General features: G+C 61.4%; 14 protein-coding genes and 1 pseudogene. 7 read left to right on the top strand and 8 right to left on the bottom strand.

All coding sequences use genetic code 11. The features are described 5' to 3' along the window. Nucleotides 1–666, top strand: a 666-nt coding sequence (locus ABW043_RS17565) for a UbiA family prenyltransferase (RefSeq protein ID WP_353922490.1), incomplete at its 5' end; no start/stop codon positions are given. A 195-nt stretch (nucleotides 667–861) separates the two neighbouring features. Here the strand turns inward: ABW043_RS17565 and ABW043_RS17560 are convergent. Then, the gene (locus ABW043_RS17560; protein ID WP_353922489.1) at nucleotides 862–1,377 is read right to left on the bottom strand and encodes a DUF6101 family protein; all 516 of its coding nucleotides are present in this window, start codon (nucleotides 1,375–1,377) and stop codon (nucleotides 862–864) included. 273 nt (nucleotides 1,378–1,650) lie between these two features. Between ABW043_RS17560 and ABW043_RS17555 the strand changes: the two genes are divergently transcribed. Beyond that, a complete protein-coding gene (locus ABW043_RS17555; protein WP_353922488.1) occupies nucleotides 1,651–2,520 on the top strand; it encodes a 3'(2'),5'-bisphosphate nucleotidase CysQ in 870 nt (289 codons plus the stop codon). Next, the gene (locus ABW043_RS17550; RefSeq protein ID WP_056309659.1) at nucleotides 2,513–2,758 is read left to right on the top strand and encodes a DUF4170 domain-containing protein; all 246 of its coding nucleotides are present in this window, start codon (nucleotides 2,513–2,515) and stop codon (nucleotides 2,756–2,758) included. The genes ABW043_RS17555 and ABW043_RS17550 overlap by 8 nt, the downstream gene beginning before the upstream one ends. On the opposite strand, the gene ABW043_RS17545 is transcribed toward ABW043_RS17550, so the two are convergent. Genes ABW043_RS17545 through ABW043_RS17525 form a run of 5 tightly spaced genes read right to left on the bottom strand, consistent with a single transcriptional unit; the run spans nucleotide 2,755 to nucleotide 7,160 of the window. Next, nucleotides 2,755–3,918, bottom strand: coding sequence for a hypothetical protein (locus ABW043_RS17545; protein ID WP_353922487.1), 1,164 nt, complete (start codon nucleotides 3,916–3,918; stop codon nucleotides 2,755–2,757). The two genes, ABW043_RS17550 and ABW043_RS17545, sit on opposite strands and share 4 nt — an antisense overlap. A 2-nt stretch (nucleotides 3,919–3,920) precedes the next feature. Beyond that, complete coding sequence (locus ABW043_RS17540) at nucleotides 3,921–4,142, bottom strand: DUF2093 domain-containing protein (RefSeq protein WP_353922486.1); 222 nt, start codon at nucleotides 4,140–4,142, stop codon at nucleotides 3,921–3,923. A gap of 48 nt (nucleotides 4,143–4,190) precedes the next feature. Continuing rightward, complete coding sequence (gene xseA / locus ABW043_RS17535; RefSeq protein ID WP_353922485.1) at nucleotides 4,191–5,807, bottom strand: exodeoxyribonuclease VII large subunit; 1,617 nt, start codon at nucleotides 5,805–5,807, stop codon at nucleotides 4,191–4,193. A gap of 31 nt (nucleotides 5,808–5,838) precedes the next feature. Further along, on the bottom strand, nucleotides 5,839–6,270 hold the full coding sequence (locus tag ABW043_RS17530; RefSeq protein ID WP_353922484.1) for a GNAT family N-acetyltransferase: 432 nt from the start codon (nucleotides 6,268–6,270) through the stop codon (nucleotides 5,839–5,841). Between the two features lie 2 nt (nucleotides 6,271–6,272). Then, the gene (locus ABW043_RS17525; protein ID WP_353922483.1) at nucleotides 6,273–7,160 is read right to left on the bottom strand and encodes a LysR family transcriptional regulator; all 888 of its coding nucleotides are present in this window, start codon (nucleotides 7,158–7,160) and stop codon (nucleotides 6,273–6,275) included. 150 nt (nucleotides 7,161–7,310) lie between these two features. Here ABW043_RS17525 and ABW043_RS17520 point away from each other — a divergent pair, with 150 nt between their 5' ends. After that, a complete protein-coding gene (locus ABW043_RS17520; RefSeq protein WP_353922482.1) occupies nucleotides 7,311–7,574 on the top strand; it encodes a YjiS-like domain-containing protein in 264 nt (87 codons plus the stop codon). Nucleotides 7,575–7,844: 270 nt separating this feature from the next. Here the strand turns inward: ABW043_RS17520 and ABW043_RS17515 are convergent, their stop codons facing one another. Beyond that, complete coding sequence (locus ABW043_RS17515) at nucleotides 7,845–8,090, bottom strand: PilZ domain-containing protein (protein WP_353922481.1); 246 nt, start codon at nucleotides 8,088–8,090, stop codon at nucleotides 7,845–7,847. A gap of 13 nt (nucleotides 8,091–8,103) precedes the next feature. Beyond that, nucleotides 8,104–8,607, bottom strand: a complete 504-nt coding sequence (locus tag ABW043_RS17510; RefSeq protein ID WP_353922480.1) for an invasion associated locus B family protein — start codon at nucleotides 8,605–8,607, stop codon at nucleotides 8,104–8,106. Between the two features lie 323 nt (nucleotides 8,608–8,930). Between ABW043_RS17510 and coxB the strand changes: the two genes are divergently transcribed. The 3 genes and pseudogenes from coxB to ABW043_RS17495 form a co-directional block, all read left to right on the top strand. Then, nucleotides 8,931–9,860 (top strand): cytochrome c oxidase subunit II, encoded by a 930-nt coding sequence (gene coxB / locus ABW043_RS17505; RefSeq protein ID WP_449396645.1) that lies wholly within the window; start codon nucleotides 8,931–8,933, stop codon nucleotides 9,858–9,860. Nucleotides 9,861–9,880: 20 nt separating this feature from the next. Continuing rightward, nucleotides 9,881–11,578 (top strand): cytochrome c oxidase subunit I, encoded by a 1,698-nt coding sequence (ctaD, locus tag ABW043_RS17500; RefSeq protein ID WP_353922479.1) that lies wholly within the window; start codon nucleotides 9,881–9,883, stop codon nucleotides 11,576–11,578. Between the two features lie 89 nt (nucleotides 11,579–11,667). Further along, nucleotides 11,668–11,801: pseudogene (locus tag ABW043_RS17495) on the top strand (heme o synthase); the annotation flags it as partial.

The following is an 11,801-nucleotide window of genomic DNA, read 5'->3' as shown; positions in this document are numbered from 1 at the left end:
ATCGTCGATCGCGACATCGACATGAAGGTGGCGCGCACGCGGCTGCGGCCGATTCCCTCGGGGCAGGTGACTTCGCAGCAGGCGCTGGCCTTTCTGGTTGCCCAGGCGCTGCTTGGGGCAATTATCCTTTTCCAGTTCAATCGCTTCACCGTCTGGGCGGGCGTTGCCTCGCTGGTGCTCGTGGCAATCTACCCTTTCATGAAGCGGATCACCTGGTGGCCGCAGTTCTTTCTTGGCCTCGCCTTTTCCTACGGTGCGCTGATCGGCTGGACGAGTGAAACCGGCGGTCTCTCCTGGCCGCCGATCCTGCTCTATCTCGGCACCATCCTCTGGGTGATTGGCTATGACACTCTCTATGCGCTGCAGGACATCGAGGACGATGCGCTGGTCGGAGTCAAATCCACGGCGCGGCTGTTTGGCTCCAATGTGAAGCCGGCCGTTTCGGCGCTTTATGTCGGCGCGGTGATCTTCTGGCTGATGGCGGTGATGTCCGCGGGGGGCGGATTTATCGCCATGGCACTGATGCTGGTGCCGGCGGCGCTGCTGGCATGGCAGGTCTATACGCTCGATGCCGAGATTTTTGAGAACCCGTTGGTCCGGTTCAAGAACAACCACTATGTGGGGATTGCGCTGACGCTGGCGCTGCTGGCCGACTGGGCCTGGTAATGGCTCATGCGGCCTATGCCAAAGACCGTCACCCTCGGGCTTGACCCGAGGGCTCTACACTTGCCGTTGCCGCGATAAAGTGAAGTGTCCTCGGGTCGAGCCCGAGGATGACGTTCAGTGGCTGACCCAAAAACGCCAAAGGGACCAGCCGCACCACCAGCTGATCCCATCGACGTTGCCCTTGGAGGGGGATTCTTAGTGGACGTCGGCGTCGCCGGGCTTCCGTCGATTGAGGAAGCGCGGGCGGCGGGCGGCGTCGGCAGCCAGTTTGCGGCGAGGTGCGGTTTCACCGACCATCACGCCATCAACCTGCTGGCTATAGGGGAGATAGGAGCCGTCGCCGGCCTTGATGAACAGCGGCAGGCGGAGCTTCTTGCCCCAGTTCTGCCATTCGGCGACAACGTTCTGGTTGCCCTCTTCTTCGAACACCTTGTAGGTCAGCTCGCCATCGGGATGGACGAGTTCGATCGCGCTTGTCAGCACGCCTTCTTCGGAAATTCGAGTGGCCACGGCCACGCCGATAAATTCGGTAACCGGCACCTTGATCTTGATGGCAACGCCACTCTGTTCGAGCTGCTTGCGCACTGTCACGGTTTTTACCGGATCACGGGGCCCATTGTCGTTTGCCGCAACGAAGCGGCGTTCCGCCAGGGCGGGCTTACCGAAAGCAAGGACGACTGACGATCCTTCCATCGCAACGCCATGAACCATTTTGTAGCCTTCCTGTAACTTCGAGAGCTGTTTTTTGCGCTCCGTTTGTGAGGGCAATCTACCGCGTCCCCTTACCCAGCGCCTTAATGGGTTCGGTTAAGTTTATCTTGTCTTCAGCGGGTGGTTAGCGGGGTGTTGCACACTGCAACGAGCAGTTTACCCAATCGCGTGTGAGGTTGTTTACCCTGCCATATTTGGGGGTTTCGCAGTTCGACAATGGCCCATCGCGGCGCGGGTCTTGTCCAAAGGTCGTACGAGGCATAAAAGCCGCCCATGCCAGCCTTTGCACCGCCATATGAGGACGATCTTGAACTGCTTCGCGCCACTGCCGTGGCCGCGGGCATCATTGCCTCGGGCTATTTTCGTCGCGACATAAAGAGCTGGACCAAGGGCAATGCCTCCCCGGTCAGCGAAGCTGATATCATCGTTGATCGCTATCTTGCGGCGAGCCTGCTTAACGCGCGGCCGGCCTATGGCTGGCTGAGCGAGGAAACGGCCGACAATCCCAGCCGCCTCGATTGCGATCGTGTCTTCATTGTCGATCCCATCGACGGCACGCGCGCGTTCCTTCAGGGCGAGGATTGCTGGACTGTCTGTTTAGCGGTCGTCGAGAAGGGCGTTCCGGTGGCGGGCGTCGTTTATGCGCCAGCGCGCAATGAGATGTATGAAGCCTCTATCGGCGGTGGAGCGCGGCTTAATGGCGAGGCGCTGGTGCGCAACCGCCGGGCCGGAGCGCCGCCGATGATCCCCGCGCCGGGCGCGGTGCATCAGGAACTGCAGGAGGGCGGCCTCAACTATACGCGCGGGCCCATGTATCCCTCGTTGGCCTACCGGCTTTTGCAGGTGGCGACGGGGAAACTCGACGCGGCCGTGGCGCGGCGCGGCAGTCAGGATTGGGATATTGCGGCTGCAGCCGTGATCCTGAGGGAAGCCGGGCACGATCTTGCTGATGTGTGCAGCGGGTTCCCACAATTTAACAAACGAGATGTGCGCCATGGGGCGCTTGCGGCGCTTTCCGACATGAGCCTAAAACCTCTCGTCCATGCGGCACTGATCAAGGTCTATGGCTGCCCGGCCGAGCCCTTGGCAGAGGCCGAGATTTCCTCCTCCTCCCAACTCAGTGGACCCTTGAGCGATGGCTGACAGCAAAGCGACTGACAAGCAACTTCTTCACCTGGTGATCGGCGGCGAACTTTCGAGCATCGAGCACGTCACCTTTGCCGATCTCGACAAGGTCGATATTGTCGGACTCTATCCCAATTATGCTTCGGCGCTCGTCGCCTGGCGCCAAAAGGCGCAGATGACCGTCGATAGCGCGCAGACGCGTTATTTCATCGTGCACCTGCATCGCCTGCTCGATCCGGAAGCGACCGGCGCTTAATGTTCTGAAGTGGCCGGGGTTGCGATCTCGGCCACGATTGCCTCCATCGCGCCGGGGCCGCCGATCCGGTTCCGGCCGATTTCTGCAAGGCGCAGGCGCTCTGACATGTTGGTCAGGAGGCCGCGCAGGGCTTCTGACACGTCCGCTGCCCTGGCTTCCGTAACGATGCGGGCTTCCCCGAAGAGGTTTTGCTCATCGTTGAAGCGCGAACGCCGATCGCGCGGATTGATGAAGGTGATGGCGGGCCGCCCGAGGCCGAGCGACTGGATGGTCGCCGTGCCAGCCTGGCTCAGGACCACATCCGAGGTCTCGACGAGATTGCCCATCGCGACGCCGCGGGCCATGTGGACGGTGAGGTTACCGTCGCTCAATTCGCCGAGATCGTCAGATTCAGTACTGAGCAGCGACGTGCGCCGCAAGCTTGCTGCCTTGCCCAGCTCCTCGACATTGACGCTGCCCGCGACGGCCAGAAAGACGTCGGGACGTTCTTCTTCCGGGATCAGGCGCAGGGCATCGACCTGAAGGGCAAAGCTCTCCGATGTCAGGGCGCGACTGCCGGGCAGGAGGGTGACGGCGAGCGGCGCCCGACGGCGCGCATTGGCGTTATAGTCGCCGTGGGGGATGGCATCCATCATGATATTGCCCACGCAACGCGCGTCGACCCCGGCCGCACGAAGCTTTTCGCTGAGGCTGTCGCCGCGGCAGAACACGGTGCGGCAGGTCTGCTTGATCGCCCAGGTTTCGGCGGCGGAATAGAGACGGGCGGCGCCGGTCTTGTAGACGTCGAGATAAATGAGATCGCGCAGGCCCGTCGGCAGCGCGGCAAGAATGCCGACCATGTCGCCGATGACGATGATCTTGTCATAGTGCCCGCGCACCGAGCGCAGGAATTTCAGCGCCGGCGGTACCGTGAGCAGACCGCCGCTGACGACATCGCGGCGCAGCGAGCCCTTTACATTGCGCCAGCCTTCCGAGGCCAGAGTGGCGCGGGGACCGACGATGCGGCAGGCGCCTTCATAGGACTTGCCGCTGCCGATCATCGGATAGGCTTCGACGTGGGCTTGAGGTGTCAGGCGCCTGACGAGGGCGGCGCCGATGGCATCTTCTCCATGACCATTGGAAATGACGAGGTAGCGTTGACGCGTCGCTGCCTCTGTCACGCTCAATTGCCTCGGCCGTAGCGGACAAAGGCCTCATGGGCGGTCAATGCATCGACATAGGGCTCTTGCCGGTCGACGCTCCAATAGAAGAGTTCATCGAGAGGAATGGGCTTGCCCGATATGGCGCAACGCACAAACGTTCCCTGCTTGAGGACCACATAGTCCCCATCGAGGTAGCGTACTGTCGCTTCGGAGGGTGAAAACCCCTTATCGAAGATATTCATCGTCCGTGTCCTTCCGAATTATTCCGATATAGAGCGGAAATCGGACAATCAAAAGAGACTTTCCTGCGACCCGTCGTCCGATGGTGAACGCGGTGTTTTGCGCTTCTGGGGCGGAGCGCCCGCAACATTGGCGCCAACTTCGCCATCGGCAAAGGTCAGCTTGATCGCATCGCCAGGTTTCAGGCCCGATGCGCCGCTGACGACGTCGCCGGCCTCGTCCTGCACCAGCGCATAGCCGCGGGCCAAAACACTGTGATAGCTCAGGGTTTTCAGCAGTTTTTCTAGTTGTTCCAGCTTCTGCCGGCGCTCGACCGTGATGCGGTCCGGCGCCAGGGCGAGGCGCTGGGTGAGCGGGCCGAATTGACCCTGCAACTGACGCAACTCGGCGCGGAGCGGCTGGGGCGAGAGGCGCGGCGCCAGTCGGACGAATTGGGTGCGCTTGCGTTCGAGCGCCTGGCCAACTGAACCCATGAGGCGGGCAGCGCGCGGATCGAAGGTCAACCGCGCCCGCTCGGTGGTTTTGTGCAGACCGGCGAGAGCCCGGTGGTCGAGATTGTCGATGCGGCTCAGAAGTTCGGCATGGCGCTGGCGCACGAGACGCGGCTGGATGGCGCCGGCAAGGCGCGAAAAGGCGAGACGCCGATCCTGCACGAAATGGCGAAGGCCACCGGAGAGACGGGTTCCTGCCATATCGAGGCTTTGACGCTGCGTGGCGATGAGATCGGCGGGACGCGGCAAGCCGGCGCTGGCGGCGCGCAGTCGATCCTTCAGGCTCGCAAGGGTGCGGCGGGCGGCCTGGCGTTGGCGACTGCCCTGATCATCGACATAGGCGATGAGTTCGGCGCGGACAGGCACGGCCGCTTCGGCGGCGGCCGTTGGCGTCGGGGCACGCATGTCCGAGGCATAGTCAATCAGCGTCGTATCGGTCTCGTGGCCGACCGCGGAAATCACGGGGATGCCTGATGCAGCGACGGCGCGCACCACGGCCTCTTCGTTAAAGCCCCAGAGGTCTTCGATGGAGCCGCCGCCGCGGGCAACGATCAGAATGTCGGGGCGCGGAATCGGGCCGTTTGGCAGGAAGGCGTTAAAACCCTCAATGGCGTTGACGACTTCAGGGGCGCAGGTGTCGCCCTGCACGCGCACCGGCCAGACGAGGACGTGGCTGGGGAACCGATCGTCGAGGCGATGGAGAATGTCGCGAATGACGGCGCCCGTCGGCGAGGTGATGACGCCAATGACGCGCGGCAAATAGGGCAGGGGGCGCTTGCGCTCGCGGGCGAAAAGGCCTTCTGCCAGCAGTTTCTTGCGGCGCTCTTCGAGGAGCGCCATGAGCGCGCCGGCGCCGGCCGGCTCAATCTGCTCGATGACGATCTGGTATTTTGACGAGCGGGGGAAGGTCGTCAGCCGCCCGGTGGCGATGACTTCGAGGCCTTCCTCGGGCTTGAAGGCCAGTTTGCCGTAACTGCCCTTCCAGATGACGGCATCGATCGAGGCTGCGTCGTCCTTGAGGGTAAAATAGGCGTGGCCGGAGGAATGCTGGCCGCGAAAGCCGGAGATTTCGCCGCGCACGCGGACATGGCCGAATTCGTCTTCGACCGTTCGTTTCACCGCCTGGGCGATTTCGGAAACGGTAAATTCGGCAGCGTTGGTCAGGACTTCTGGCATGGTGACTTGGTGCGGTAAATGCCGCGCCGGGTCAAGACCGGCGGTACTCGAAGTCGGTAAAGCCGTCCCCGTCTTCCTCACCTTCCACAAAGCCGCAACGCACCATCAATGCGGCACTGGCCACGTTGCTCCGCTCAATGCCGGCGAAGAAGCGGACGATGTGAGAGTAGGATGGCTCGGCCATGAGCGCGGCCAGAATAGCGCGCCCGATGCCGCGCTTGCGCATTTCCGGGGCGGTGACCACAGCGAAACTGGCGCTCTTGTCGGGATAGGTCTCGCAATCGAGAAGGCCAACCGAGATGGTTTCGTCGAGAGCGAGATAGAGCTGGCGATCAGGGCCCCGCAAACTGAAACCCAAAGCGGGCCACTCGCGCCCTCCCAGCCAACGCTGAGTTTCCGCATCGTCAAACCATGGTTCGACAATCGGCAGGTTGCTTGAGTCCAGCGGTTTCAGGCGCAGCAATACTATTCCGCCGCCTCTGCCTGGTGCGGGTGGTCAAGATTACCCATCGACTGGACGATGTGATTGGCGAGCGCATCATAGATGCCACCATAGGCGTGGCTGCCGCGCATCAATGCCATCTGCGCATCGGGCAGGTGCGGCAGGCCGTGTTCGTCGGAGACGACGCGCATGCCCGGCTGCAGGGCGCTTTCCGGCAGGAAGCCGATAGCGAGATCGGAGAGCACCGCCGAGGAAATGGCCGTTGCGTTGGAAGACGTATAGGCGATGCGGTAGTCGGTGCCGGTGCGGTCGAGGGCGTCCATGGCATCCTTGCGCCAGATGCAATATTGCGGCCCGCAGGCAATGGCGACTGGCTCGCTGGCGAGCGCTCGCCCGCCATGGCTTGCAACCCAGAACATCTTTTCGGTGCGGAACAGTTCACCAAAGTTCTGCTCGGTGCCCTGGGTGAAGACGATGAGATCGTAGCGCCCGGCGCGCATGCCTTCGAGCAAGTGTTCCGAGGCCATGCAGGACACGTCGACGACGATCTTGGGATGGGTGCGCTGGAAGCTCGAGAGGATTACCGGCAAGAGGCGCACGGCGTAGTCGTCCGGCACGCCGAAGCGGATGGAGCCGGCGAGATCGCCATCGGAAAAATGGTCGAGGATCTCGGCATTGGTGCGCAGCATTTTGCGCGCCCGCTCATAGAGCACTTCGCCATGGTGCGTGAGGGTGACGGTGCGGCCATCGCGCGACAGGAGGGCGTGGCCCAGCCGCTCTTCGAGACGCTTGATCTGCATGGAAACAGCGGACTGCGTCTTGTTCACCCGGCGGGCCGCCTCGGTGAAACTGCCGCAATCGGCAATGGCGCAGAAACTTTGCAACTGGTCGAGATCGAGCGGAGCAGCCACCGATGGTCTCCCATCACTCATTTTGATTGAATGGATGAAATCTATTTGTTGGACGAATGGAAGTCCAGCGGGTTATCTCACCATCATCGCCGGAAAAGGCGTCCTTCCTGCCGACCTCCCTTCGGCACAACAACATTTTGGAGATTTGAGATGGCTCTCTCGCTGCCCGGCGAGCGGTCAGTTTCGGCCGCCATGCCGACTACCCCCTTGCGCGCTTTTTTTGCCTTTGTCGCCAAGGTGAATGCTGATCGTCAACGCCGGACCGTGCTGAAAAGCCTGCTCGATCTCGATGCCGATCGCTTGCGCGATCTTGGCCTCTCCCATGCCGATATCCACGACGCCATGGGCGCGCAGAATGCGCGCACCTCCACCATGGTGCTCAACACCGCCAGGGCCCGCCAGGCTCTGCGCTAAAGCATTCGTCCGCGCCCCTCGGGTACGGATGTCTCTCTTGGACCGATCACGATGTGCTCGTTCCATCTCCCGGGCCAGTTTTGCCGCTGGTCCCGTTTCCTGAAAACTTAACCGGGCTTGTGCTTGCACTCGCCCGGTTTTTTTATTTGGTTTTTGATCGTCAGTACTGCGCCAGCCGCTTGTCCCGGTGGTTCCCATGCGAAGGCGAGATGGATTGCCTGGACGAGCCCGGCAATGACGATGGGACGAGGAATTCGGCGTTAGGGCTTCCTACAGAAACCGAACGCCGAGTTCGGTTTCGGTGTGCCAGATCGTTTCGCAATTGAAATCGCGCCCATCGATCATGGAGAGGCGGAATCGGTGCGGCAGGCCGATGACGCTGGTGACCACCAGCTTGGCGCCTTCGTCGGACAGGTTGCGCACCGTGCAATCGAAGGTCGAGTGCCCGTCATTGGTCACGATGCGCCCGCCCTTGAGCGTGCGATTGCGATGCGATTTACGGCGGTCGTCTTCCATACTCTGTCCTGACTCAGGGCAGGGCGGCAAAGCCTTCGGAGAATCCTTCGAGCGACACCGGAATGCCGACACCTTCTTCAGGAGTCTTGAAAACAACGAAAATGGCGCTCGTGCCCTTGGACAGGACGTCGATCAGGCCATCGTCGAGTTCAACCTCGGCAACGCAGCCATTGGGCAAGCACCGCACAAAGGCGACGCGGCCCATATCGGTGCCGTCGACATTAAGACCAAGGCCATTCGGCAGCAGCACGCCCAGCGGCGCAAGGACGCGCAGGAGCCGGGCTTCGCGATCAGCCGTGCGCAGCACGATGACCGAGAGGCCGACATTGGGCTGGTCTTCGGCCATGACGTTCTGAATGATGGCACATTGTTCGGAGCTGGCGCCCGGCGGGGTGTCGCAGCTCATCTGCCAGTCGCCGTATTCGCCGCGCACGGTGCCTTGGGCCAGGGCAGGGGTGGCGCCGGCAAGGGCGGCGACAGTTAGGGCCAGGCCGATCAGCCGCTTCGAAAATTCCATCACTCTTGTTCGTCTCCAGCCGAATTCGGGGCGCGGGGCGTTCGGACCTGTTTGAGTTATCCTTAAAGCCCTGTCAACCAAAGGGCGCGCTCGCGGCGATCAGGCAGCGAAACTGCGGCGCGCTTGAGGCAAAGGCTTCCGATTTTGTCCAGTTTTAAACAGTCGGAAGTGTGCGAAGCCGCGATAGACTCGGTCCCAGCAATGTGATTTAGGTCAAATTCGAGTTTTGCGCTCCGAGGTTGAGTCGGGGCGGCGTGAGCTATGCCGCTGTTTTCCACTCTCTTTCTTGGTGTGCGCCACCAGAATTGGTTAACAGGGGGTTTATGGTGACCGGTCAGTTCGTGAGGAAGTTGGGTGCCGCCGCGACGGCCATGCTGGCGCTGATGCCCGCTTTCGCTTCCGCCCAGGAAATCGGTAAGGGCCATCCGGAGCCGGGCCAGTTCCACCTGCAGCAGTCGGTTACGCCGATCATGGATTCGATCGTGGCTTTCCACGACGGCCCGCTGATGTGGACGATTACGCTTATCGTGCTCTTCGTGCTTGCACTGCTTATTATCATCGTCGTGCGTTTCAACGCCAAGGCCAATCCTGTGCCGGCGCGTTTCACGCATAATACGCTGATCGAAGTGATCTGGACGGTCTTGCCGATCGTCGTTCTGATCATCATCGCCATCCCGTCCTTCGGCGTGCTGTCCGACCAGCTCACCGTGCCCGATGGCGAACGCAAATTCCTCGGTTCCAACATCTTCTCGTTCGGCGAAGTCGAGGTTCCGGCCGCTTCTCTCACCATCAAGGCCTCGGGTGAGCAGTGGTATTGGAACTACGAATATGTCGACGAAGGCGTTGCCTTCGACTCCAATATTCTTGGTGCTGCCGTTGACGGCTATGTCCAGACGGTCAAGCCGAGCCAGCCACGCCTTCTGGCAGTCGACAATGAACTCATCGTTCCGGTCGATACCACTGTGCGCATGCAGGTGACTTCGAGCCCCTCGGGCGTGATTCACGCCTTTGCGGTTCCCTCCTTCGGCATCAAGATCGACGCCGTTCCGGGTCGCCTCAATGAAACCTGGTTCAACTCGCGCGAAACCGGCCTCTTCTATGGCCAGTGCTCGGAACTGTGCGGCAAGGACCATGCCTTCATGCCGATCGCCGTGCGCGTCGTCACCACCGAAGAATATCAAGCCTTTATCACGGCCTTCAAGGAAAGCCGTGATTATGCCAGCGCCGTCGCCGTGCTGCCGGCTATTCAGTAATAGGGTCAGGGGAGACCATAATGTCAGAAGCAGCACACCTCGAGGCCCATGCCACCGGGCATGACCACGCCGCGCACGACCACCACACACCGACGGGTTGGCGGCGCTGGGTTCTGTCCACCAATCACAAGGACATCGGGATCATGTATCTCGTGTTCTCGATCATCGCCGGCATCGTCGGCGGTCTCCTGTCGGGCTTCATGCGCATGGAGCTGCAGGAGCCGGGCATCCAGATTTTCCATGGCCTCGCATCCATGGTCTATGGCATTTCCGATCCGTCCGGCTCGATCGATGCCGGCAAGCAGATGTTCAACGTCTTCACCACGGCGCACGCCCTGATCATGGTGTTCTTCATGGTCATGCCGGCGACCATGGGCGGCTTTGCCAACTACTTTGCCCCGCTGATGGTTGGTGCTCCCGATACCGCGTTCCCGCGCATCAACAACATTGCCTTCTGGCTGCTGCCTGCCGCCTTCATCCTGCTGCTGATGAGCCTTTTCTTTGAAGGCGCCTCGGGTACGACCGGTTTTGGTGGTGGTTGGACCGTCTATCCGCCGCTCTCGACCGTCGGCCACCCTGGTCCGGCCATGGATTTTGCGATCTTGTCGCTGCACGTTGCCGGCGTGAGCTCGATCCTTGGTGCGATCAACCTGATCACCACGATCCTGAATATGCGCGCTCCGGGCATGACCATCCACAAGATGCCGCTGTTCGCATGGTCGGTGCTTGTGACCGGTTTCCTGCTGCTGCTGGCCCTGCCGGTTCTGGCTGGCGCCATCACCATGCTGCTCACCGACCGCAATTTCGGCACGAAGTTCTTCGCGCCTGAAGGCGGCGGCGATCCGGTGCTGTTCCAGCATCTGTTCTGGTTCTTCGGTCACCCCGAAGTGTACATCATGATCCTGCCGGGCTTCGGCATCGTGTCGCACATCGTTTCGACCTTCAGCCGCAAGCCGATCTTTGGCTACATGGCCATGGCCTACGCCATGGTCGCCATCGGCTTCGTCGGTTTCGTCGTGTGGGCACACCACATGTATACGACCGGCCTGAGCCTCGACGTGCAGCGCTACTTCGTTGCCGCCACCATGGTCATCGCCGTGCCGACGGGTGTGAAGATCTTCTCCTGGATCGCCACCATGTGGGGCGGCTCCATCACCTTCCGCCTGCCCATGCTCTGGGCCATCGGCTTCATCTTCCTGTTCACCGTTGGTGGTGTGACCGGTGTGGTGCTCGCCAATGCCGGTGCCGACCGCGCCCTTCACGACACCTACTACGTCGTGGCGCACTTCCACTACGTGCTCTCGCTTGGCGCCGTGTTCTCGATCTTCGCTGGCTGGTACTACTGGTACCCCAAGATGTTCGGCTACATGTACAACGAGTTCCTGGGCAAGCTGCACTTCTGGACCATGTTCGTCGGCGTGAACCTGATCTTCTTCCCGCAGCACTTCCTCGGCCTCGCCGGCATGCCGCGTCGTTACATCGACTACCCGGATGCCTTCACGCTGTGGAACCGCGTCTCTTCGGTCGGTTACTACGTGACCTTCGTTGCCATGCTGATCTTCTTCTATGCGACCTGGGAAGCCAGCCGTAAGAAGCGCCCGGCCGGTGACAATCCGTGGGGCGATGGCGCGACGACGCTGGAATGGACGCTGAGCTCCCCGCCGCCGTTCCACCAGTTCTCGACGCTGCCCAAGATCGACTCGACCAACGCGCACTAAGTCGCGGCGACAAAAAGGGCGGATCGCGCTATGTGCGATCCGCTCTAGAAGGAAAAAATCCAGTGACCTATATCGACGACAGCAAGGGGATGCCTGCTTTGACAGGCGAGGCGCGGGTAGAAGACTACCTCACGCTGCTGAAGCCTCGCGTCATGTCGCTGGTCGTGTTCACGGCACTCGTGGGCATGCTGGTCGCCCCGGGCGGCATCAACCCGGTCATCGG

The sequence above is a fragment of the Devosia sp. genome, from assembly GCF_040509215.1.
Lineage (GTDB): Bacteria > Pseudomonadota > Alphaproteobacteria > Rhizobiales > Devosiaceae > Devosia.
This window is presented reverse-complemented; position numbering and strand designations above follow the sequence as displayed.

Excerpts from the sequence above, each read along its gene's own strand:
- ABW043_RS17560 (WP_353922489.1), bottom strand. The coding sequence starts at position 1,377 with ATGGTTCATGGCGTTGCGATGGAAGGATCGTCAGTCGTCCTTGCTTTC.
- ABW043_RS17555 (WP_353922488.1), top strand. The coding sequence starts at position 1,651 with ATGCCAGCCTTTGCACCGCCATATGAGGACGATCTTGAACTGCTTCGC.
- ABW043_RS17550 (WP_056309659.1), top strand. The coding sequence starts at position 2,513 with ATGGCTGACAGCAAAGCGACTGACAAGCAACTTCTTCACCTGGTGATC.
- ABW043_RS17540 (WP_353922486.1), bottom strand. The coding sequence starts at position 4,142 with ATGAATATCTTCGATAAGGGGTTTTCACCCTCCGAAGCGACAGTACGC.
- xseA (WP_353922485.1), bottom strand. The coding sequence starts at position 5,807 with ATGCCAGAAGTCCTGACCAACGCTGCCGAATTTACCGTTTCCGAAATC.
- ABW043_RS17520 (WP_353922482.1), top strand. The coding sequence starts at position 7,311 with ATGGCTCTCTCGCTGCCCGGCGAGCGGTCAGTTTCGGCCGCCATGCCG.
- ABW043_RS17515 (WP_353922481.1), bottom strand. The coding sequence starts at position 8,090 with ATGGAAGACGACCGCCGTAAATCGCATCGCAATCGCACGCTCAAGGGC.
- ABW043_RS17510 (WP_353922480.1), bottom strand. The coding sequence starts at position 8,607 with ATGGAATTTTCGAAGCGGCTGATCGGCCTGGCCCTAACTGTCGCCGCC.
- coxB (WP_449396645.1), top strand. The coding sequence starts at position 8,931 with ATGGTGACCGGTCAGTTCGTGAGGAAGTTGGGTGCCGCCGCGACGGCC.
- ctaD (WP_353922479.1), top strand. The coding sequence starts at position 9,881 with ATGTCAGAAGCAGCACACCTCGAGGCCCATGCCACCGGGCATGACCAC.